The 20,748-nt window shown below is 61.0% G+C and carries 18 protein-coding genes; 10 read left to right on the top strand and 8 right to left on the bottom strand.

Annotation, left to right across the window (positions count from 1 at the left end; genetic code table 11):
- Positions 1-71: 71 nt before the first annotated feature.
- Complete coding sequence (locus CUJ91_RS29260; RefSeq protein WP_114157782.1) at positions 72-1,412, top strand: MFS transporter; 1,341 nt, start codon at positions 72-74, stop codon at positions 1,410-1,412.
- A gap of 69 nt (positions 1,413-1,481) precedes the next feature.
- A complete protein-coding gene (locus CUJ91_RS29255; protein WP_114157781.1) occupies positions 1,482-2,183 on the top strand; it encodes a 4'-phosphopantetheinyl transferase family protein in 702 nt (233 codons plus the stop codon).
- A gap of 124 nt (positions 2,184-2,307) precedes the next feature.
- Here the strand turns inward: CUJ91_RS29255 and CUJ91_RS29250 are convergent, their stop codons facing one another.
- From CUJ91_RS29250 to CUJ91_RS29220, 7 genes are all read right to left on the bottom strand, one after another.
- Positions 2,308-2,781 (bottom strand): Lrp/AsnC family transcriptional regulator, encoded by a 474-nt coding sequence (locus tag CUJ91_RS29250; protein WP_029967054.1) that lies wholly within the window; start codon positions 2,779-2,781, stop codon positions 2,308-2,310.
- A gap of 532 nt (positions 2,782-3,313) precedes the next feature.
- On the bottom strand, positions 3,314-4,114 hold the full coding sequence (locus CUJ91_RS29245; protein ID WP_029967052.1) for an SDR family oxidoreductase: 801 nt from the start codon (positions 4,112-4,114) through the stop codon (positions 3,314-3,316).
- Positions 4,115-4,255: 141 nt separating this feature from the next.
- Positions 4,256-4,411, bottom strand: coding sequence for a DUF3309 family protein (locus CUJ91_RS29240; RefSeq protein ID WP_006047249.1), 156 nt, complete (start codon positions 4,409-4,411; stop codon positions 4,256-4,258).
- Positions 4,412-4,554: 143 nt separating this feature from the next.
- Positions 4,555-5,784 carry a YbfB/YjiJ family MFS transporter gene (locus tag CUJ91_RS29235; protein ID WP_114157780.1) on the bottom strand — a complete coding sequence of 410 codons (1,230 nt, stop codon included), beginning with the start codon at positions 5,782-5,784 and terminating at the stop codon, positions 4,555-4,557.
- Between the two features lie 76 nt (positions 5,785-5,860).
- Positions 5,861-6,487 (bottom strand): TetR/AcrR family transcriptional regulator, encoded by a 627-nt coding sequence (locus CUJ91_RS29230; RefSeq protein ID WP_114157779.1) that lies wholly within the window; start codon positions 6,485-6,487, stop codon positions 5,861-5,863.
- A gap of 177 nt (positions 6,488-6,664) precedes the next feature.
- The gene (locus CUJ91_RS29225) at positions 6,665-6,871 is read right to left on the bottom strand and encodes a hypothetical protein (RefSeq protein WP_029967048.1); all 207 of its coding nucleotides are present in this window, start codon (positions 6,869-6,871) and stop codon (positions 6,665-6,667) included.
- 343 nt (positions 6,872-7,214) lie between these two features.
- Complete coding sequence (locus CUJ91_RS29220; RefSeq protein WP_114158097.1) at positions 7,215-7,433, bottom strand: hypothetical protein; 219 nt, start codon at positions 7,431-7,433, stop codon at positions 7,215-7,217.
- Between the two features lie 482 nt (positions 7,434-7,915).
- On the opposite strand from CUJ91_RS29220, the gene CUJ91_RS29215 reads away from it, so the two are divergent.
- A complete protein-coding gene (locus tag CUJ91_RS29215) occupies positions 7,916-10,099 on the top strand; it encodes a serine/threonine protein kinase (protein WP_114157778.1) in 2,184 nt (727 codons plus the stop codon).
- Between the two features lie 61 nt (positions 10,100-10,160).
- Here CUJ91_RS29215 and CUJ91_RS29210 read toward each other — a convergent pair whose 3' ends face one another.
- Positions 10,161-12,155: an SUMF1/EgtB/PvdO family nonheme iron enzyme gene (locus tag CUJ91_RS29210; RefSeq protein ID WP_114157777.1), complete on the bottom strand. Its 1,995-nt coding sequence runs from the start codon at positions 12,153-12,155 to the stop codon at positions 10,161-10,163.
- A 378-nt stretch (positions 12,156-12,533) separates the two neighbouring features.
- On the opposite strand from CUJ91_RS29210, the gene CUJ91_RS29205 reads away from it, so the two are divergent.
- The 7 genes from CUJ91_RS29205 to CUJ91_RS29175 all read left to right on the top strand — a co-directional run bounded on the left by CUJ91_RS29205 (position 12,534) and on the right by CUJ91_RS29175 (position 20,740).
- Positions 12,534-13,037 carry a DUF4399 domain-containing protein gene (locus CUJ91_RS29205; protein WP_114157776.1) on the top strand — a complete coding sequence of 168 codons (504 nt, stop codon included), beginning with the start codon at positions 12,534-12,536 and terminating at the stop codon, positions 13,035-13,037.
- Positions 13,038-13,075: 38 nt separating this feature from the next.
- Positions 13,076-13,510, top strand: a complete 435-nt coding sequence (locus tag CUJ91_RS29200; RefSeq protein WP_107707005.1) for a DUF4399 domain-containing protein — start codon at positions 13,076-13,078, stop codon at positions 13,508-13,510.
- A gap of 265 nt (positions 13,511-13,775) precedes the next feature.
- Positions 13,776-14,057 (top strand): hypothetical protein, encoded by a 282-nt coding sequence (locus tag CUJ91_RS29195; RefSeq protein ID WP_006047240.1) that lies wholly within the window; start codon positions 13,776-13,778, stop codon positions 14,055-14,057.
- A 215-nt stretch (positions 14,058-14,272) separates the two neighbouring features.
- The gene (locus CUJ91_RS29190) at positions 14,273-15,712 is read left to right on the top strand and encodes an efflux transporter outer membrane subunit (RefSeq protein WP_107707142.1); all 1,440 of its coding nucleotides are present in this window, start codon (positions 14,273-14,275) and stop codon (positions 15,710-15,712) included.
- 259 nt (positions 15,713-15,971) lie between these two features.
- Entirely contained in the window at positions 15,972-18,599 is a 2,628-nt protein-coding gene (locus CUJ91_RS29185) for an FHA domain-containing protein (RefSeq protein ID WP_107707004.1), read from the top strand.
- Entirely contained in the window at positions 18,577-19,950 is a 1,374-nt protein-coding gene (locus tag CUJ91_RS29180) for a beta-barrel domain-containing protein (RefSeq protein ID WP_006047237.1), read from the top strand. The genes CUJ91_RS29185 and CUJ91_RS29180 overlap by 23 nt, the downstream gene beginning before the upstream one ends.
- 37 nt (positions 19,951-19,987) lie before the next feature.
- Positions 19,988-20,740 carry a peptidylprolyl isomerase gene (locus CUJ91_RS29175; RefSeq protein ID WP_107707003.1) on the top strand — a complete coding sequence of 251 codons (753 nt, stop codon included), beginning with the start codon at positions 19,988-19,990 and terminating at the stop codon, positions 20,738-20,740.
- The last annotated feature ends 8 nt before the right edge of the window (positions 20,741-20,748 follow it).

Genomic DNA, 20,748 nt, shown 5'->3' with positions numbered 1-20,748 from the left:
AACGCGGCGCATCAAGACGCCGGACCCGCGGGTCCGTTGGACCCATCACGCCTCATGTCTGGAGATAACCGATGAGTCAGTCCCTCTCGCCAGCGCTCGAGCCTGGTTCAAGCGCCGCTGCGCACGACGATCTGCTATACCGCAAGGTATCGCTGCGCATCATTCCATTTTTGTTTCTTTGCTACGTCGTGTCGTTTCTGGACCGCATCAACATCGGCTTCGCGCAGTTGCAGATGAAGCACGACCTCGGGTTCAGCGACGCAATGTACGGACTCGGCGCCGCTGTGTTTTACATCGGCTATGTACTGTGCGAAGTGCCAAGCAACCTGCTGCTTGCGAAGTTCGGCGCGCGCCGCACGTTCACGCGAATCATGTTGCTGTGGGGCCTGGCGTCGGTCGGCATGATGATGGTGTCGACGCCCGCGCATTTCTATGTGCTTCGCTTCATGCTCGGCGTGTTCGAGGCGGGCTTCTTTCCTGGCATCGTGCTGTATCTGACGTACTGGTATCCGGCGCGGCGGCGTGCGGCGGTGCTGTCGATATTTTTCGCCGGCGTGGCAGTCGCGGGCGTGCTCGGCGGGCTCGTGTCGGGCTGGATCATGCGCGATATGGGCGGCGTGCTCGGCCTGTTCGGCTGGCAGTGGATGTTCATCATCGAAGGGGCGCCCGCGCTTATCCTCGGTCTGATTGCCGCGGTTTATCTCGTCGACGGTCCGCAGCACGCGCAATGGCTCACCGCTGATGAGAAAGCGCAATTGATCGCGCAACGCGACGAGGACCGCGCGGCTTTATCGCAGCCGTCGCACGCATCGCATTCATCGCGCTCGTTCACGCAGGCGCTGCGTAATCCGCGCGTCTATCTGTTCGCGTTCATCTATTTCTCGCTGACTTGCGCATCGTTGACGCTCAATTTCTGGATGCCGTTGATGATCCGCGACTTCGGCATTCGCGATGTTCTCGCGATCAGTCTGTACAGCGTCATTCCGAATGCAGTCGGCGCGGTCGGGCTGATTCTGATTGCTCGCCATTCCGATCGGCGCGGAGAACGGCGCCGGCACTTCGCGGTATGCACGATCGGCGGCGGCATCGCGCTTTCGCTTTTGACCCTGCATTTGAGTAGTTTTCCTGCGATGCTCGCGATTCTCTCGCTTGCCGCCGTGCTGATTTTCGCCGCGTTGCCGATCTTCTGGACGGTGCCGGCGAGCTATCTGTCGGGCACCGCGGCGGCGGGCGGCATTGCGCTGATCAGCAGCATCGGCATTACGAGCGGCATTGTGAGCCCGTGGGTGATCGGGCAGATCAAGACGCATACCGGCAGCATGGACAACGCGCTTTATCTGCTGACCGTGTTGCTGTTCACAAGCGGGATTGCATTGCTGCTCGGCGTGCCGAAGGAAACCAGACGGGTTTAACGGCGCGGTGCTTTATAAAAGGACCATCGTGTAGAGTCGCGGTAATTCCATTGCGCCTCGACTCTTGCGATGTCCGCCCTTATCGCCCCCGTTCCGCTGCAGCATGAAGGCCCGCATGACCTGTCGTTGTGGCGTGTCGATCTGTCATTCGACACGTCGCTCGACGCCGCGGTGTTCGCATCGCTTTCCGACGACGAGCGCGCGCGAGCACGCAGCTTCCGCCGCGCCGAAGACGCGCTGCGCTTCGCCACAACGCGCGCTGCGTTGCGCGAGTTGCTTGCGCAACATATCGGCGAAGATGCGCGCGCTCTGCGCTTCACGGTCGATGCAAACGGGCGACCGCGTCTCGCAGATTCGACGGCATTCGACTTCAACGTGTCGCACGCGGGCGCATGTGGCTTGATCGCGATGTCGTCGGCGCGGCGCGTGGGTGTCGATATAGAGCAGTGCAGCGATACGTTCGATTGGCGCTCCATCGTCACGTTGACGCTTGATCCGCACGAGGCGGCGTGGACCGAGCGCCTTGATCGTTCCGCGCAAATGGCCGCGTTCTACGATGCATGGACCGCCAAGGAAGCGCTCGTCAAAACGACAGGCGCGGGCATCGCGCGCGGGTTGCAGCATTTGAGCGTGCTGCCGCGCGAGGGCCAGCGCGTGACGCTGCGCGGCTCGATTCCCGATGATATGCGTGCGATCGCCGCGCAATGGATAGCCGCGCCGCGCGGCTACGCGGCGTGTGTTGCGTGGTCGTCGACGCCGCTTGCTTCGTAGCAAACCCACTGTTGGGCTCTTTTTGCAGCGCTTGTTATTGCGCCCATGACGCAACTAACGGTCAGCCCCGCCCGGCGCCTCCGGACAACAGCGCAAAGCGCTCGCAACGACTCCTCAGCGCGCATTAAACCTGCACAGACGGAATGCTCTTCATGCAGCGCAGCGCGAACATCGAGCGGCTATGACGAATGCCCGCGATCTTGTATAGCTTCTCGCGCAGGAAGCGCTCATAACCCGCCGTGCCGTCCACAGCCACCTTGACCAGATAGTCGTAATCACCGGAGACGAGATACGCCTCGAGTACTTCGGTGAGTGTCGCGAGTTCCGCGCCGAAACGCGCGAGCGCGTCGTCGTCGTGACGATCGAGCGTGACTTCGAGCAGAACGATATCCGCCAAGCCGAGCTTCTGCTGATCGAGCAGCGCAACGTAGCCGCGAATGTAGCCTTCGGTTTCGAGTTGGCGTGTGCGGTTCCAGCATGCCGTGGTCGACATGCCGACGAGTTCGGCCAGTTCCGCATTGCTCACGCGTGCGTTCTTTTGCAACGCGCGGAGGATTCTGCGGTCCTGATTGTCCAGCTCGCGGGTCCGGCTGTTCATGGGCTGACTCGGAAGATTGTTCGTTCAGACGTGATTCTATCGGAAGAACGTTCCGTTAGTCGCCGCATGGCACACCGCTTTAGGAAGCCTATCCAGCGAGCGTCCCGGTATATTTTTAGGGTGCATTCGCGCCCGGGAGAACCGTCCGGATCGCCGATCTTATGGCGTCCACGCGCGGCCACAAGCCGCTACCGGTATGACGCTGCTTTTACCGAAGCAGCCTGAGCGGAAACCGCGGCGCTACCCCGTCGCAACGAACGCTCGCTCGGGCCCGAACGCATGTATGGCATTACGTGAAAGAGACGCGCGGCCACAGAAGGGCCGCGCCGTGGAGCGTGTTTCGAATGATCAATGGAAGATGAGGTACAGAATGACCAGCACGATCACCGGAACACCGAGAAGCCAGCCGAGTAGGTAAGGCATGATGTATCTCCTTTCGTATCGAGTTGGAATACGGAGAGCATTCAGCATGGGCCGTGCCTGAGGTGTCCGCGATATTCGTGTGATTAGCGCGTGAACGCTGCACCACCGTCTAGCCGTTGTCGATGAATCCAGGATAGAGCGTCATGCCGCCGTCGACAAATAAGGTTGTGCCCACAACGTAGTCGCTTTCATCCGATGCGAGCCACACGGCCGCCTTGCCGATGTCTTCGACTTCACCCACGCGGCCATAAGGAATCAATTGCAGTAGCTTTTGCTCTGCCGCGCGAGTCTCCCACGCGTCGCGATTGATCTTCGTGCGAATCGCGCCGGGCGCAATCGAGTTGACGCGAATGCGCTCGGGCGCGACTTCCTGTGCGAGCGATTTCATGAACATCTGAATCCCGCCTTTCGACGCAGCGTAGTTCACATGCCCGGCCCACGGAATGACTTCGTGCACCGAACTCATGCAAATGATCTTGCCGAGTGCTTTGGATGCGGAGGTCGGCCCGCGTCGCCGGAACTCTTTGACAGCGGCTTGCGCAGTGAGAAACTGTCCCGTCAAATTGGTGCCCAGCACTGTTTGCCATTCTTCCATCGACATATCGGCAATAGCGCTGTCCCTCTGCAAACCCGAATTCGCGACGACGATGTCCAGTGTGCCGAAGCGCGCGCGGCACGCGTCGAACATCGCATCGACATCGGCCGGATTCGATACGTCCGCTTTAACTGCGAACGCGGTGCCACCCGACTGGTTGATCTCGTCAGCGAGCTTCTCCGCCGATTCCGCATGCGAGTGATAGTTCAGCGCGACGGACGCGCCCGCATCCGCAAGCGCTCGCGCAACGCCATAGCCAATGCCGGAGCTCGCGCCCGTGACCAACGCAAACTGATTGGCGAGTAACTTTTCCATCGCAATTCCTCGGCGCTGAAAAGCGCATTCGTCTAGCTTCAGATGTAGCGAGGCCGCCGGATCTGCGAGCAGTTCACTGCATCGCAATCCGGCGGCCGGGCCTGCGTTTGACTTACTGATGTGAACGTGTCACCGCAATCGTTATATCACGCCGGCGACAAGCAGCACGATCACGACGATCAGCACGACGCCAAGACCACCCGTTGGCCCATAGCCCCACGAACGGCTATGCGGCCAGGTCGGCAACGCGCCAAGGAGAAGAAGAATCAGCACAACCAGAAGAATAGTTCCCAACATGTATGACCTCCGCTTGGTTGATGAAGCTCTCCTGTCCGCGGCTTTGCGCACTTACATAGTGAGCGCGCAAAGAGAAGACGGACCGGACAGCATCGTCACCTTTGAGGAGCAAGGCATGTGCCCAACGCGGAACATACGCAGTGTCACGCCGCTAAAGAACCCGCGGTTCTGATCCGCGAAACAATCAGATCAGCGATGAACGCGACGCCAAGCGCCGCGGCGCCGCACATGAAGATCAACGCGTAGTTGTTATGCGAGTGCGAGAACAGATACGAGTAGCCATACCCGCCGAGCGCCTGGAAGAGAGCGAACGCTGTCGTCGCGCGGCTCCATGAGGCACGCTGTTCCGTGTGGTCGTGCGGCACGAGTTCATGAATGCGGCCGAGTGCGAGCGGCACGATGCCGGGCGTGAAGACTCCGAGAATGACAGTCGACAGTGCCAGCACCCACGCATTGCCGGAAAGCGCGATCATCGCGACGGCCACTGCCTGCAGCAACAAAGCCACGCGATAAGCCTTGCCGTAACCGATACGATGCGCAATGTTGCCCGCGATCAGCGGCCCCGCGATGGCGGCGAGCCCGTACAACACCCAATAGTTCGCGCCGATTGCCGCGCCCCGGCCCAGACCGCGCGCCACGTAATCGACGAGAAGAATCATCGCCGGCACGAGTCCGAGTGCGTTCGCGGCGTATTGCGCGTACAGCACGCGAAGCGCAAGCGTGCTGGTCTGCGCGCCATGATGATGAGCGGGCGCCGCGGCGGGAGCGGGCGGATTCGTCGACGGCCAGCCGAACCAGCTCACTACTGTCAATACGAGTGCAACAGCGCCGAGCCCGAGCCATGTGGTTTGCAGGCCGAAGTGCAACAGCTCGGGAATCAGCGTACCGGACGCAGCAATGCCGAGCCCGAGTCCGAGAAAGATCATGCCGCTGACAAAGCCACGGCGCGCTGCGGGAATATGCGGAAGAATCGAGGTCGCCACCAAAACCATGATGGCGCCGCCGGAGATCCCCGACAGCAAACGCCACACGAAGAACCAGCTTATCGACAGCGGATACGCACACGCGAAGAACGCCGCGGTCACCACGGCCATCAGCATGCGCAACGCGGTCCGGTTCGATAACGCGGACGCAAGCGGACGGCCGATCAGCGCGCCGATCAGATAGCCCGCGAAATTCGCGGCGCCCAATGTGACTGCTTGCGACGACGTGAACCAGTGCGCCTGGATCAGAGACGGAATGAGCGGCGTGTACGCAAAGCGCGCGAGGCCGATGGCAACGAGACTGCCGGAAAGCCCGGCGAAAGTGGCAAAGAGCGCGCGGGCGTCGAGCGATGTCGAGCTCGACGAGGACAAGGAGGGCGCTGTGGACATGACGGTTCCTTTACCGGCCAACGTGCATGACGCCGCGCCGGATGTCGGTGAAAGTGCGAAGGGATCGCTCGTTAGGTTAGACGCGTGTCTTTGACGCGCCGTGTTTGGCCGGCAGCGCCGGCAAGCCGAGCAGCTTCAGCGCGCCGGCAACCGCGCTCGTCAGCACGGCACGCTGCGGATCGACGCGTGCCAGCACACGCATGCCTAGAATTGTGGCGAGTAGATGAGTGGCGGTTTCGTCGGCGGAAACGGTTTTGGCAATCGCGCCGCTCTTTTGCGCCGCCACCAGGCAGCGATAAAAGAACTCGCGGATCTCGGCGATTTCGGTTGCAACGAGCTGACGAAATGCTTCGTCCTCCGATGAAATTTCGAGCGCCGAATTAACCAGCATGCAGCCGCGCTTGTGCGGATCGGACACCGACCGCTCGATGGTTTCTTCGAAGAAGCCGGTAATGGCCTCGGCAGGCGGCATGGTGCTTTCAAAGCGCTTGATGCGCTCGCGCAGCGAATGATCCAGGTAGTGCTCGAGCGCGCGCAGATACAGCCCGCGTTTGTCGCCAAAGGCGTTGTAAAGGCTCGGCTGCGTGAGACCCGTGCATTTGACGAGATCGCGCGTGGACGTCGCCTCGTAGCCTTTCAGCCAGAACGTTGCGCTTGCTGCTTCGAGCACCTCTTGCTCGTCGAATCCGCGGGGTCGCGCCATGATGAATGTCCTTTACCGCCTGCGTCGGTGGTTTTGTATCAATCGATATAGAACCGCATTATATATCGATCGACACAGAATGCAAGGGACGATGTGTGGCGGCGCGCATGGACGCCGCCGCGTCACGAGCGCAATGACGTGGCGCGGCGGTTTCCAATTGAGGACATCTCGAGCGTCCTACAGATAAGTGCCTTTGATGCGGCCTTCGAAGATGGCGGTGTTGATCGAGAAGTCGTCGACATGGCCGAGCGCGCCACCGTCGACGGTGACGACGACGGAACGGCCGCCGCGCACCAGCTTCAACTGCTCGGCGCTGAGCGTGACTTCTTCGTGGGCGGCCTCGGCGCCGCGAGGCAGGTCCTTGATGATGACGGTGGATTTCATGGCGATACTCCTTGAGGTGAATGGGCGAGCACGGCGGAGTGCTCGCTCATGTTTCTGCAAGGGATATGCCAATTTGCACGCGATAAAGAGCCGATCCGCAACGCGTCCGCCGATGCCAGGCCAGGCAAGGATGTGCATTGCGCGGCCTTTAATCGCAAAGCGCGACGATGCAAAACCAGCGGCCAGATGTATGGACACAGCAGACAGAACGCACCCGAACTGTTGGGCCGCGTGTACGCCGAACGACGCACGAGATGCACGCGTCCCGAAACGCCTCGCGGCAACAACAAAAGCGGCACGCGTCGATGACGCGTGCCGCTGTACTGCCTTGATAAACGCGAATCTAGCTGTGCCGTGTATTGCGCGTCGCCGCCACTTTCACGATGGTTTGATGCGCCGCGGGAAAGCCGGGCGGATATTCGACGACGCGAGTCGCGGTCGGCACGAGCGGCGCGGCGCTCGAGAGCCGCGCCCCAATGCGTGCGCCGCCGACAATGGCGGCCATCGCCTCACGGTCGAGTTCGACGTTGTCTGCGAGATCGTTGATGAGAAGCTTGGCCATGATGTGTTCGCCGCGAAAGTCGAGCGATTGGCCGGTGCGATGATCCGGCGTGCGCTCGCGGGTGTCGTCAGATGTGCTGAGGTCTCGTCGCACTATGAGTATAGGAAATCTGTTTTTAATCTGCCTGCCCGATTCAAGGATGCACGGCCTGTGCCAGATTTATTCAAGGTTCCTAATAAAAGTTATGGTGCCTTTATGGATAAGGCTTGCAGCGCTAAGCCGCGCGTCTTTTCCTATCCGTGGAAGCTGCGACGAGCAAGGCGAGTGGTGGCATTCACCCGACAACCCGCCGCATTATGTTGGACGGCGCGCGACAAGCGCGAGCCGCGCATCGCGCGGGGCAATCCTGGTTTGCGAAAGAACAGGCCGGGAGCTAGTATCGAAGCGGCACATGTAACTGGTTACGACAGCTTTCCTAACGGCCGGCAGAGCCTTGGTCGAACGCGATCGGGGCTCACGGCAACGGCGGCAATTCGCACAACATGGCTAGCCTTGCGCGTGTGATTCACGACTTCCAGAACGGCGAGCTGTCACGTGACGAGTTCGTCGCTCAACTCGACAGCACGTTGGTGACCGAAGGCCTCGGTCCGACGCAGCTGCTGGAGACGCTTGGCGCCGCGCATCGTAAAGCGCCGCTGCCGGAGGACCTTTATATCGAAGTGCGGCGGCGCATCGAGCAACTGCGTGTATCGAACGTGGCGGCCGGCGGCGAGGAAACCGGCATACAGACTACGGTGGAGATGCCCTCAGTGGTGCCGGCCGGCGCGGGGCGCACGGGCGCGTCCGCGAGTAGCGCGAACGTGCCCAACGGCGCAGGCTTTGACCAGATCAAAGGTATCGGCGATACGCTGAATAACCGCTTCGTTCTCGAAGAGTGCCTCGGCGTCGGCGGAATGGGGACGGTTTATAAGGCGCTCGATCTGCGCAAGCTCGAGGCGTCCGACAGAAAACCGTACCTTGCCGTCAAGGTGCTCAACGTTCAGTTCCGCGGCAATCCGAATTCGCTCGTCGCGTTGCAGCGCGAGGCGCGCAAGGCGCAGGTGCTCGCGCATCGCAACATCATCACGGTGTACGACTTCGATCGCGACGGCCCCATCGTTTATCTGACGATGGAGTACCTGTCGGGCAAGCCGCTCAGCCAGTTGCTGCGCACGCCGGGCTATCAGGGCATGCCGGTTCGCGCCGCGCTGCCGATCGTGCGCGGCATGTGCAGCGCGCTCGCGTACGCACACGAACGCGGCTTCGTGCATTGCGATTTCAAACCCGCCAATGTTTTTCTCACGACGAATGCCGAAGTGAAGGTCATCGACTTCGGTATTGCCCGCGTGTTTCAGCGGCCCGAAGAAGAAAGCGATGCAACCGTGTTCGATCCAGGCAGCCTCGGCGCGTTGACGCCTGCGTATGCGAGCCCGGAGATGATCGAGCATCGCGAGCCCGATCCGCGCGACGATATTTATGCGCTCGGCTGTATCACGTATGAGTTGCTGACGGGGCATCATCCGTTCGACCGCTTGTCCGCGACGCAGGCGCGCAATGCCGAATTCAAGCTGCAGCGTCCGCCGAATCTCGACGCGACGCAGTGGCGTGCATTACGGGCCGCGCTTTCCTTCGACCGCGCGACGCGCATGCCGAGCGTCACGCGCTTCATCGCCGAGTTCGACAACGAGGCGCGCGCGGAAAAGTCGGGGACATTGGCGAAGGCGGGACTCGCCGGCTTCGCGGTGATTTGCGCAGCGGCCGTGGCCGTGTATGCGTGGCGCTCGGCGCCGAATCGTCATAGCGAAACGCAGTTGGCTGCGAGCGCGTCGCAGGGGCGGGTGGAGGAAGCGGCGTCGTCGGCGACGCAAGCGAGCGAGGCAGCGGCGACAGCGGCGACCAGCACCGCAAGTGCAGCAACAACGAATCCGACCACAGCAACGTCCCCATCGGCGACCGCTTCAGCGGCAGTAGTAGCCCCCACCCCGCCTGCTGCACCCAAACCCAAGCCCGCACTGACACTCGCAGCGGTCGCTCCGACGCTCGCACAAGTGCCGTGCTCGGCGTTATCCGCGTCGACGCAGGACCACACGTTGACGGTGCGCGGCTATCTTTCGCAACGCTATGGCGTCGCGCGACTAAAAGACGGCCTCACAGCGCTACCCGGCGTGGACACGCTAAAGCTCGACGTCGATCCGGTCGCGGACGACAAATGCGACACCGTCAAGGCGCTTGCGCCCTACTGGACGCAGAACTGGCAAGCGGGGCACGTCGCGGGCTTGCAGGTGCGGCCGCCGAGCGGCCAATTGAACGAGGGCGATCCACTGGTTGTCGACGTGAGCACGCCCGGCTACGACTCGTATGTGAATCTGGACTACTACCAGCTCGACGGCAATGTCGTTCATATGGTGCCGAGTCCGCGCGCGAAGGACAACCAGGCGCCGCCGCACTATTCGGCGACGGTCGGCAGCGGGGGCGACTGGGTCATTTCAAAGCCGTTCGGTTCGGAGATGGTCGTGTTGCTGATCACGCCCGCGCCGCTCTTCGATAAGCCGCGCCCGGAAGCCGAATCGCGCGCCGACTATCTGCGCGCACTGGACACACGGCTCTCGCAAATAGCGACGAAATACGGCCGCGAGCGGATCGTGGCGGACTTCGCGCCGATCACCACGAAGCCGCATACGCCATGATGTTTTCGTCGAGCGAGCGCTGCGGAGCTTGATGCAATGAGTTAATTGCCGGCGCGGCGGATCACTTCAGATCTTTGACTACGCGGAAACCATCTTGCGATTGACGCACGCCCGCGCTGTATTTGAAGCGCGTCGCGCTCAGCATGTAGCCGCCGCCTTCACGCCACGAGCCGCCGCGAATCACGCGCATGTCGCAACCGGGGTTTTCCCACGCGCGGCCGTCGACGGGCGCTGACTGATACGAGTTATGCCAGCAGTCGGCGGTCCATTCCCATACGCTTCCGTTCATGTCGTAGAGGCCGTACGGATTCGGTGCAAAAGAACCTGCCGCTTCGGGACCTTCTTTGTGCCACGGCTCGCCGCAGTCCTTGCAATTGGCGTTGCCCTTGCGCATCTGATCGCCCCACCAGTACGCGCTCGTCGTGCCGCCGCGCACCGCGTATTCCCACTCGGCTTCCGTGGGCAGACGGTACGGTTTGCCCGTCGTTCGCGTGAGCCACTTCACGTACTGCTGCGCGTCGTCCCAACTCACGTCGCGCGCGGGAGCTGACTTATTGGCATTCGTTTCCGGCGAGAGTTTCGGGCATGCATTCGCCGCGACGCAGGCATTCCACTGCTCGACTGTCACTTCGTATTTGCCGATAGCGAACGGCGCACCAATCGTCACGTGATGAACCGGCTTCTCGGACGGATCGTCGCTGTTGCTGCCCATCGAGAACGAGCCTGCGGGCAACGCGATCATGATCGGACACGTGGCACAGTCGCGGCTTTCGCCTGCTACTGGCGCACGCGTTGCAGGCTTTTGCGCGGTGGCTGCAGCGGGCGGTGCTGGCGGTGGAGTGGTGCTCGCGGCTGGCGGTGCGGAAGCGGCACGCGGGCGCTCTTGCGCGGCCGATGCAGTGGGCGCAGCAGGTGTCGCCGGCCGCGCTGTGGGCGGCGGCGCAACTGACGGCGCAACCTGCTGTGTCGACGGGTTCGGCGCAGGCGCATTCGCCGACGCCGCCCGCAACCTATCGATTCGCGCATGCGCGAGCGTGGCGAAGCGCCCATTCGGATAGGCCTTCAAATACGCTTCGTAATCCGCGGGGTAATTGCTGTCCTTGATCGAATTCCAGAAGGTGATTTCGTATTGCTCGGTGCTGTCTTTCGGCAGAATGCCTCGGCTGTGCAGTGTGACGACTTGCTCGTTACTGGCGATGAGTCGCGTATCCCTAACCTTTACGTTGCTCGTCGTTAAGGTTGAACCGGGCAACGACGACTCAACCCACGGTTGCTGTTCCCCTCCTGTCGCGTGTTTGACTTCCGCGGCGACTCTCGCGAGCAGGCTCATCAAAGGCTGCGTGGGCTTCTCGTCGAGTGCGCGCAGTAACGCTTGCGTATAGATGCCGTGGCTGGAGCCGTCGGCCGCAAAGCCGCCTTGCGCCGTTGCATAGGCAACGACCGTGTTCGGCGGCAGTGCTGGCGCCGCCTGCGCGACATCGCGCGTGAATGGATTGTCGAGACAGGTGTCGAGAATCGCAATGTTCAATGGTGCATTGCGCGACGTGTGCATTGCCTGCAACACGTCATCTAGATCGATGCCCTCGCGAATTGGCGAGGCCGGCGAACGCACGTCGAGACCGGCAGGAACCAATAGCGTTTGTCCGCCGAGCCGCATGCCATGACCGGCGAAATAGAACAGACCGACATCGCCCGCACGCAGACGCTCGCGGAATTCGCCAATCGCTCGCCGCATTTGCAGCGGCGTTGCATTGGCAAGCACGACGACGTCGAAGCCGAGCGCGCGCAATTGCTTGCCCAGCGCTTGAGCATCACGCGGCGCGTTTCGCTCTATGACTTTCGACGCATCGGGACCATAGGCCCCATTGCCGATAACGAGCGCGATGCGTGAAGCGCCAACATGGTCGTGCTGCGGACCGAACGGCGCGATCACGCTATTAGCCGGTGCGGCTAAATTTGTCACGCTCGCACTCTCACGCGGCGTTGCGGCAAATGCACCGCCGCAATCCACCAGAATGGCCCCGGCCATCCACATCAGCAGGAATATTCGCCACATCTTCGCATCCTGTTTGTTCCGGACAGAACATAGGTATTCGCGCACCGCATTGCCGCTGGAATACGTTGCGATTCGCCGATACCCCCGCCCGAAAAGCGAAGCATCGACGCGCTTTCGATCATCCGCGTTGCAACGTATCAACAACCATAGCACGCGCATGGCGGGCAACAACCAACACTTTTACCGAGTGCGCTATACGGTTAACGAGTGTGGCGTATCTTTTTGGCAAGTTACGTCCTAAGCTAATTCACAAAGCAACGTGGCACGGTCGTTTTAACTACGCGGCTGGCGCATCGCGCGCCCCGCGATCAAGCACAATCACCCATCGCTGCCTTGCGCAGTCGAGATGGTCACGACCGCTCTTCGGGAGAGTGCGCCATGCGAAGAACCGACGTCCCCGCTGTTCCCAACCCGAGTCCCAGAAGCACGCTGCGCCTATGTGCATTGCGTGCGATTTCGCGGACGGTGCTCGCCGTGTCGATTGTCGGCATGGTTTTGCCGGTGGTGGCATTCGCGGATTCCACGGCATCGCCTGCCGGTGCGGAGGAGTACATCATCTGGCCGCCCGACGGCGCCGTGATTCACGGCGGCAAGCTCTGGGTGCGCATGGGCCTGCGCAATATGGGTGTGTGCCCGAAAGGCGTCGCGTTTCCCAACACCGGGCATCATCATCTGCTGATCGATACGGACCTGCCCGCGCTCGATCAGGAGATTCCGTCGGACCGTAATCACCTGCACTTCGGCGCGGGCGAGACCGACGCGCGTATCGAGTTGCCGCCAGGCAAGCACACGTTGCAGCTGATTCTCGGCGACCACAATCACGTGCCGCATGCGCCGCCCGTGTACTCGAAAAAGATCACCATCACCGTGCAGAAAGACTAGCGCGTTCATCGCGGCCTGCTCAGGACGGAGAAACCTTCATGTATAAGTTCATTGCAGTCGCGGCGCTGGTGGCGTCGGCGACATGGGGCGCGGCGGATTTCGCCGTGGCGGCCGGGGCGGCGTCGCCTTCCGGCGCACATGCCTATATCGGCTATCCCAACGACGGCCAGGTGGTTACGGCCAACAAGCCGTTTCGCGTGTGGTTCGGTTTGCGCTATATGGGCGTGGCGCCGAAAGGCGTGAAGTATCCGAACACGGGACATCATCATCTTCTCATCGACACCGACTTGCCGCCGATGGACCAGGAGATACCCTCGGATCGCAATCACCTGCATTTCGGCGCGGGCGAAACCGAGACGATGATTCAACTGCCGCCCGGCAAACATACATTGCAGCTTCTGATGGGCGACGACACGCACGTTCCGCACAACCCGCCGGTGTACTCGAAGAAGATCACGGTCATCGCGCGTTGACGTTAGCGAGCGCCGATGTTACGCCGCAGCCAACCATTTCACACCTGCTGTTGGCCGCGATCCATCACATCGACGCTGATGCTTTCTGGTCACACGCTGTATTGCCCGGTCGACGTATTGTCCAAAGCCTTTATTCACGGCACTTCCATAAATTTCTTTGGATAGGGAAACGAAACTGGCACAGCCCATGCGTTAGTTAGGTTCGAGTAGACAAGTTGCTCGAAACCAACCGCAAGACTGTGACCTTCCGTTCCGGAGATTTGCCATGAACACGCTGACGATCAAAGACCTGTCCATCACCGAACAACTCGACAGCAAGGCGATGAGCGCCGTGCGCGGCGGCACCGGCCACCTGTTACCGCCGTCGTATCTGAATTTCGCGCCGATCTATGCGCCGAACTTCAGCAGGAACGTCGACGCCACTCAACTGATCAGCACGACGATGAATATCCAGAGCGTCAATGGCAGCAACGGCGCGTTCATTGAGGGCGCGACGACCAACCTCAACCCGCATGTGACCGCGAGCAACAACATCTACATGCCGTAAGCGGCGCGTCCGCTAGCTGCGGTCCTCAAAAAGTTCGCGCACCCAATCGTTCTTTTCACGCGACACTTCCTTACCGCACATCTCCCGAGCTTTTGTCATGCGCCGCTTCGATGGTGAAGCGGCGTCGGAGATGCTTTACTTAAATGGTGCGCGCGGATTGTGCAGTGAAGTCGGCGTCATCGGAGAAAATCGTGTCAGCGTTGCCTGATTCAAAGATGGTTCAGCGCTTCTTCAACCACTCGACAACGGCGGCGTTGCGCGGGTTGTGCGCGGCAACGATCTGCGCGGCCTCACTGTGTGCTTGCGTCGACGTCGGCATGCCCGACTACAAGCGGCCCGATACGCCTGGCAAGACTTCCTGGACGGGACAGAGCGGCGCGCCGGTTTCCGCGGCGGCCACCATTGAACCGGATTGGTGGAAAGGCTTTAACGATCCGGCTCTCGACTCGTTGATTGCCAAAGCCATAGGCGGCAACTTCGACATCAAGATACTGGCTGCGCGTATCGACGTCGCGCGCACGCAGATCGGCGAAGCCAAGGCCGGCGCGTTGCCGACCATGGACCTCGGCGCCGGCGCGAGTTTCCAGAAAACAACCGGACAGACCTTCGCGAAGCAATACAACGTCGCGGCGCAGGTGAACTGGGACATCGACATTTGGGGCAAAGTGGAAAAGGGCGTGCAGGCACAGAAAGCCGAATTCCACGCGAGCGAAGCCGACTGGCGTGCGGGTTATCTCGAACTGGTGTCGAACGTGTCGAGTACCTATTTCCAGATCCTTCAATTCGACGACCAGATCGAACAGCAGCAAAAGACACTCGTCACCAATCGCCAGATTCTCTCGATCTACGAAGGCCAGCGCCGCAGCGGACTTGTTCCGCAGACGCAGGTGCTGCGGCAGCAGGCGGAAATCAATCGCCTGACGAATCAGTTGCTTGAACTGCGTCGCTCGCGTGACCTCGCGAATAACGCGCTGTGCACGCTGACCGGTGTACCTGCCGGTGAGTTTCAATTGCCCAAAGGCCATCTGCAACAGCGCGTGCAATCGCCGGGAGTGCCCGACGGTCTGCCCGCACAACTGCTCGCGCGGCGCCCAGACTTGGTCGCCGCGGAATTCAGAGTACTCGAGGCGTATGACCTCGTGGGTCAGGCCAAACTCGCGCAATTGCCGACCATCAGTCTGACCGGGCACGGCGGCACGGCGAGTTTCGCGCTGACTGATTTGCTGAAATCGTTCACCTACGGCTTCATGCCGAGCATCAACATTCCCCTGCTCGATCCCGGTGTGCGCGCACACGTCAAGGTGACGCAGGCGCAATCGACGGTGGCGGAACAGCAGTACCGTGCGACTGTAATGGGCGCGTTCGAGGAAGTGGAAAACGCGCTGGTGAATCTGAACGCGCATAAGGCGCAGCGCGTTGAATTGCAGCAACAGGTGGATCGTCTGCAAATCGTGGCCGATCAGATTCAGTCGCAACTGCGGCTCGGCGTGGTGTCGCAACTGGAAGTATTCGAAACCGAGCGCACGCTGCTCGAGGCCCAGTTGTCGTTGCTGGCGAATCATCAACTGATTTTGTCCGATACGGTGCTGCTTTATAAGGCGCTCGGCGGCGGCTGGCCGAATGTCGATGTGCAGGCGCAATTGAAAGAGAAGTAGAAAAGAAGCAGAGCAGAAGTAAAGGAGCATTGAGCTAATCCGCTCAGGCGCGCATGTGAAACCCGTTGCGGTTTCTCATATCGTGTGCAGCGGCTTATCACCGACGACCGGGAATTGACACTCGCAATGCGTGACTTACAATCGTTGAGGAACCGTGTTTCCGCCGGTTCTTTCAAACAAGATTCTCTCGCCGTCGTCCTTCGTGCTGACTCCGTTGCGCTCTCGCAGCAGCGGGTAAACGATTAGTGATCCGGATAAAATGGCCGACGGCGAAATATCCATTGCCGAGAAGCGCGCGACAGTCGAAACCGCTTTCGACGTGCTGCTGTCTCCGCTTGCGTCCGCGCAACGCCCGGCACTGGACGCGATCCGCATTGTCGATAGCCTGTTCGCCATTGGGCGCAGCGAAGCGCCGTTCAACGACTACCCCGCCGAGTGGATCGCGCGTCTGTCGCGCCGTCATGCACGCGTGTTCATCGAGCACGGCGCGGTTTATGTCGCGGACCTCGGCAGCAAGAACGGCACCACGGTCAACGGCGTTGCCGTGCGCGAGACGCCGGCGCGCGTGCGCGCAGGGGACGAACTGTGCTTTGGCGGCGATCTCTGTTATCGCGTGAGTATCGAGCCGCGCGCCCGCATCGTCGCGAAAAGCAGCGCGGTGGTCGCGCCGCGCCTGCTACTCGTGCCGCAGCGCGGCGATCTCGGGCTTCAGCCGGTTGAAGTGCAGGCGTTTCCGTTTCTCGTCAGTAAAGCGGACGAAGTCTTTTCTCGCTACAAGGACCGGTATCCGCATCAGGTCAATTACATCTCGCGTCGGCATGCGCACATCTTTCTGAAGGGCGCGGAGCTTTACGTCGAAGATCTCGGCAGCACGAACGGCACATTCGTCGGTGGAATACGGCTCGGCGAATCCGCGCTGCCGCTTGCCGATGGCGACGTCGTTGCATTTGGCGGCGACCACTTCGTCTACAGGGTGACGCTGCAAAAACCGCCCGAAGTCGAGCCGACCGTGACTCAGCTGCTCCTCAATCCCTCAGTCGCCAAACTCGCGGATGTCGCCGATGTCGACGCCGACAAAACGACCTTCGTGGGCGCGGCCCATTCGTTTCTCGACATCTTCTGCGTCGACCCAGCGAGGCAACGCGAGGACGAAATCAACGAGGCGGCGCACGTTGCATCTGGACATGCGGGACGCACGCCGCCGACTAGCGGTGGAGCGGCGGGTGCATCGGCAAAAAGTGCGAACGGATCGCATAGTGCGGACAGCGCCCTGAATGAATCGAATGGCGGCCGCGTCGCCGGCGTTTCCAGGCGCAAGCAGCGGCGCTGGCGCCTCATCGCAAGCGAGTTGAGCAAGGCTTTCGCAGGCGACGATCGCGCGAGCATGCGACGCTTCGCCATGTGGGGCGGCGCGGGCGTCGTGTTGCTCGGCGCCGTCGCCTTCACACTTTATATGCGCGGTTCCTCCGAACGTGAACTGAAGAACCTGCTGGCGAGCGGCGACTATACGAGTGCTGTGCAATCCGCGAAGAACTACCTGGTGACTCATCCGGCGGACACGAAGGTGAGCGCGCTTGCAAGCGAAGCGCTGCTGAAGGCAAAGCTGCCGGATTGGCTCAACGTGCTGCAAAAGTCGCAATTCGATCAGGCCGATGCGCAACTCGCCGAGATGAAGTCGTTGACCGCGAATAACGCCGACGCACTTTCGCTTCTCGGCGAATTGCAATGGGTGGGCGATCTCGAACGCTTCGTCGCGGGGCGCGGCGGTGTCGAGGCACCGATCCGCATGTATCAGGACGAAGCGGCTATCGGCGGTTTGCTGCAACGCTGGGACGACGATCCGAAGAGTCATCAGCGCGCGCTCGACAGAATCGCGTCATATGTACCGGTTTTTACAGAACCGTACGCGCAAGCCATGAGCCATTTGCGCAAACTCGAGAGCGACGACTCCGTTTATCTCGCGGCAATCGGACGGTTGGACGGCGCGATTCGCACCGAGTTGGCGCGCGACAAACCGGCGGCATTGCCATCGGTACTCGACGATTATGCGCAGCGCTATCCGCGTCTCGCGGGACTCGACCGCGTGCGCGACGATTTGCGCCAATACACGGCTTTGCTGGAAGCCGCGCTTGGCCGTCAATTGAGTACTTTGCTCGCGCTGATGAAAACCGCGCGTTTCAGTACGCCGCCGTTTCAGGAGCAATATCGGCAACTGGCCGCGACGCGTTTGCCATCGGCCGATGTCGTTCAGCGGCACGACGCAATCGCCGCTGCGTGGCGGCGCGGCGACGCACAACAGGCATTGACCGGATTGCAGTCGATGCCGACGGGGCCGTGGTCCGATGTACTGGCCGCCGAGTTTGCCCACAAGAAAGCACTCCTCGATCAGTACAACGACTTGCAGAAAACGCGCAACGGAAAAGATTACGACCAGCGTCTGCTTTCTTTCTATGCGAGCCTCGATCCGTCAACGGATGTGTGGTTCGCCCAATCCATTCAGAAAGACGTCGCCGCGTTGCACGATAAAGCACTGGCACGCGCGCAAGATCTGATGCTGCGCGCACAGAGCCTGTGGAAGCAGTATCGCGCAAGCGGTCCGATCGGCGGCACGCAGCGCCTCGAAGCAGGCATCTCGCCGGGCTTTCGCAACGAGGCGCGCTTGCTGTCCGATGCGCAAACGGCCGCACAGCAGGGTATGCGCATCTATTCGCAGTTGAAGGCGGAATATCCCGCGGATTTCGACCGTTTGCTCGCCGATATAGAAGCGGAAACAACATTGCAGCGCCGCTCGCTGACCGAGTTGCGCATGGTGCTGGATCCGGCGCTGCTAAAAGCGAAGCTGGCGTTAATTGGAGGCGAGCAGAGTGAAGCGCGACAGTTACCCTAGGTCGCTGGCGCAAGCGCTGGAAGACCACAGTGTCGAAGGCATTGCGATACTCACTGCGGAGCCCGTGCGGATCGCGCGTGCGCTGATCTGGGCGATGGTCGCGCTGGTGGTCGCAGGCTTGCTGTGGTCGTTCGTGGGACGTGCCGACGTGATCGTCAGCGCACAGGGCACGCTATCGCCGGAATCGGAAGTGCGCCGCATTTATGCGCCTATCGACGGCGAACTGGCCGACCTCTATATCGCGGAAGGCCAGCCCGTGTCGAAAGGCGATGTACTCGCGCGATTGAATGCGCGCGGCGCGATCGAGGCCGCAAGCAATGCGTTGCAGGCGCAATTAAAACTCGAAGACGCCGAGCGCGACTGGAAGCAGTTCCCGCAGAAGAAAGCGCTGATGGAGAGAAAAGCCGCGGCATTAAAGGCGCAAATGGAAGTGGAAGCACGTCTGCACGAAAACCGTGTTTCGGAAGGAACCACCAAGCTCGCCGAAGGACAGAAGGCTGAACTCGACGAAGCGCGCAGTGCGCTCGACAACGCGCGGCGGGTACGCGAGGCCGCACACCAGGAACTCGACCGCTATTCGCGGCTATTCGCGCAGCCGGGCGGTGGCGGTATTGCAGAATTGCAGGTAGAGCAAAAGAGAACGGCGTCGATGGAAGCGGACAACGCATACCGTGTTGCGCAATCGAAGCTCGCCGAATTGGATTTCCGCTTGAGTCACGAGTACGCAAAGGCGAATGCGGAACTCGAAACGAGCGGCCAGCAGGCTACGGATCTCCAGCTTCAATACGACGCAGCAGTGCGCGACGTCGCCGACGCGGAAGGCAAGGTGCGGCTGCAACTACAAAGCGCACGGCTCGTCTCGGAAGCCGCCGCGCGAATCCGCTTCGAGAACATCGACAAGGACAACTTTCTGCTGATTCTCGCGCCCGTTTCCGGCGTGATTACCGATGTCACGTCGACGCAGCGAGGCGACAAGATTCAGGCCAATTCGCCGCTCGGAGGCATCGCGCCAAAAGACGCGAAGCCGGTGTTGAAGATCGAAATCGCCGAACACGATCGCGCGTTTCTTCACGAAGGATTGCCGGTCAAACTGAAGTTCAACGCATTTCCGTATCAGCGTTATGGATTGATCAACGGCACGCTGGCCTATATTTCGCCGGCCACCAAGCCGTCATTGACGGACAAGCAGCCGGTCTATGAAGGCCGCGTCACGCTCGACAAAAACTACTACGAGATCGCCGGTACGCACTATCCGTTGCGTTACGGCATGACCGCGAGCGCGGAAATCGTCGTGCGCGAGCGGCGGCTGATCGACCTCGGCCTCGATCCGTTCAGACAGGTGGCGGGTTGACCGCGCGGATCACATATCAACCAAAGGAGCGGACAACATGACCGCAATAGTGCGAATTGACGATGAAGTCGTGGATGTGGGCGAGTTCATCCGGCTTCTCAAACTGACTGGCCAGTTCGAAAGCCTGATAGAGCAGATAGTGCGCGACAAGCTGACGGTGCACGCGGCGAAGAAGCAGGGCATCGTCGTCACCGCCGACGACATTCAGGAGCGCGCCGATCAGTTTCGCCGCGTGCGAGGGCTGCATCGCGCGACGGATATGAACCAGTATCTCGACGTGCTGAACGTGAGTCTCGACGAATTCGAGGCGTTCATCACGGACGGCCTGTATCAGGAGAAGATGCTCGACCAGGTCGGCAACGAAGCGGCCGTCAGAGACTACTTCGCGCTCAATTCGCCGAAGTTCGATGCAATCGAAGTGAGCCATATCGTGCTCGACAGCGAGGGCAAGGCGAAAGAAATGATCTCGTATCTGCGCGACGATCCCGATAGTTTCGCCGACATGGCGCGCGAGCATTCGATTGCCGATACGCGAGAAGCGGGCGGTGTGATCGGCAAAGTACTGCGTGGCTCGTTAAAGCCGGACATCGAGGCAAAGATCTTTAACGCGGCGGTGGGCGATCTGCTCGGGCCGTTTCCATCGGCGGATCGCTCGTGCTTCGAGATCTTCGCGGTGACCGCGAAATACCCAGCGACGCTCGACGCCGACGTGGCCGCTGAAGTCAGGCGCCTTTTGCGCGAAAGCTGGCTGATCGCGCGTGCGCAGGAGCATGTGATCGAAGCGCGCTAACCGGGCGC

The sequence above is a fragment of the Paraburkholderia graminis genome (assembly GCF_003330785.1).
Classification (GTDB): domain Bacteria; phylum Pseudomonadota; class Gammaproteobacteria; order Burkholderiales; family Burkholderiaceae; genus Paraburkholderia; species Paraburkholderia graminis.
This window is presented reverse-complemented; position numbering and strand designations above follow the sequence as displayed.

Excerpts from the sequence above, each read along its gene's own strand:
- CUJ91_RS29260 (WP_114157782.1), top strand. The coding sequence starts at position 72 with ATGAGTCAGTCCCTCTCGCCAGCGCTCGAGCCTGGTTCAAGCGCCGCT.
- CUJ91_RS29255 (WP_114157781.1), top strand. The coding sequence starts at position 1,482 with ATGTCCGCCCTTATCGCCCCCGTTCCGCTGCAGCATGAAGGCCCGCAT.
- CUJ91_RS29250 (WP_029967054.1), bottom strand. The coding sequence starts at position 2,781 with ATGAACAGCCGGACCCGCGAGCTGGACAATCAGGACCGCAGAATCCTC.
- CUJ91_RS29245 (WP_029967052.1), bottom strand. The coding sequence starts at position 4,114 with ATGGAAAAGTTACTCGCCAATCAGTTTGCGTTGGTCACGGGCGCGAGC.
- CUJ91_RS29240 (WP_006047249.1), bottom strand. The coding sequence starts at position 4,411 with ATGTTGGGAACTATTCTTCTGGTTGTGCTGATTCTTCTTCTCCTTGGC.
- CUJ91_RS29235 (WP_114157780.1), bottom strand. The coding sequence starts at position 5,784 with ATGTCCACAGCGCCCTCCTTGTCCTCGTCGAGCTCGACATCGCTCGAC.
- CUJ91_RS29230 (WP_114157779.1), bottom strand. The coding sequence starts at position 6,487 with ATGGCGCGACCCCGCGGATTCGACGAGCAAGAGGTGCTCGAAGCAGCA.
- CUJ91_RS29225 (WP_029967048.1), bottom strand. The coding sequence starts at position 6,871 with ATGAAATCCACCGTCATCATCAAGGACCTGCCTCGCGGCGCCGAGGCC.
- CUJ91_RS29220 (WP_114158097.1), bottom strand. The coding sequence starts at position 7,433 with ATGGCCAAGCTTCTCATCAACGATCTCGCAGACAACGTCGAACTCGAC.
- CUJ91_RS29215 (WP_114157778.1), top strand. The coding sequence starts at position 7,916 with ATGGCTAGCCTTGCGCGTGTGATTCACGACTTCCAGAACGGCGAGCTG.
- CUJ91_RS29210 (WP_114157777.1), bottom strand. The coding sequence starts at position 12,155 with ATGTGGCGAATATTCCTGCTGATGTGGATGGCCGGGGCCATTCTGGTG.
- CUJ91_RS29205 (WP_114157776.1), top strand. The coding sequence starts at position 12,534 with ATGCGAAGAACCGACGTCCCCGCTGTTCCCAACCCGAGTCCCAGAAGC.
- CUJ91_RS29200 (WP_107707005.1), top strand. The coding sequence starts at position 13,076 with ATGTATAAGTTCATTGCAGTCGCGGCGCTGGTGGCGTCGGCGACATGG.
- CUJ91_RS29195 (WP_006047240.1), top strand. The coding sequence starts at position 13,776 with ATGAACACGCTGACGATCAAAGACCTGTCCATCACCGAACAACTCGAC.
- CUJ91_RS29190 (WP_107707142.1), top strand. The coding sequence starts at position 14,273 with ATGGTTCAGCGCTTCTTCAACCACTCGACAACGGCGGCGTTGCGCGGG.
- CUJ91_RS29185 (WP_107707004.1), top strand. The coding sequence starts at position 15,972 with ATGGCCGACGGCGAAATATCCATTGCCGAGAAGCGCGCGACAGTCGAA.
- CUJ91_RS29175 (WP_107707003.1), top strand. The coding sequence starts at position 19,988 with ATGACCGCAATAGTGCGAATTGACGATGAAGTCGTGGATGTGGGCGAG.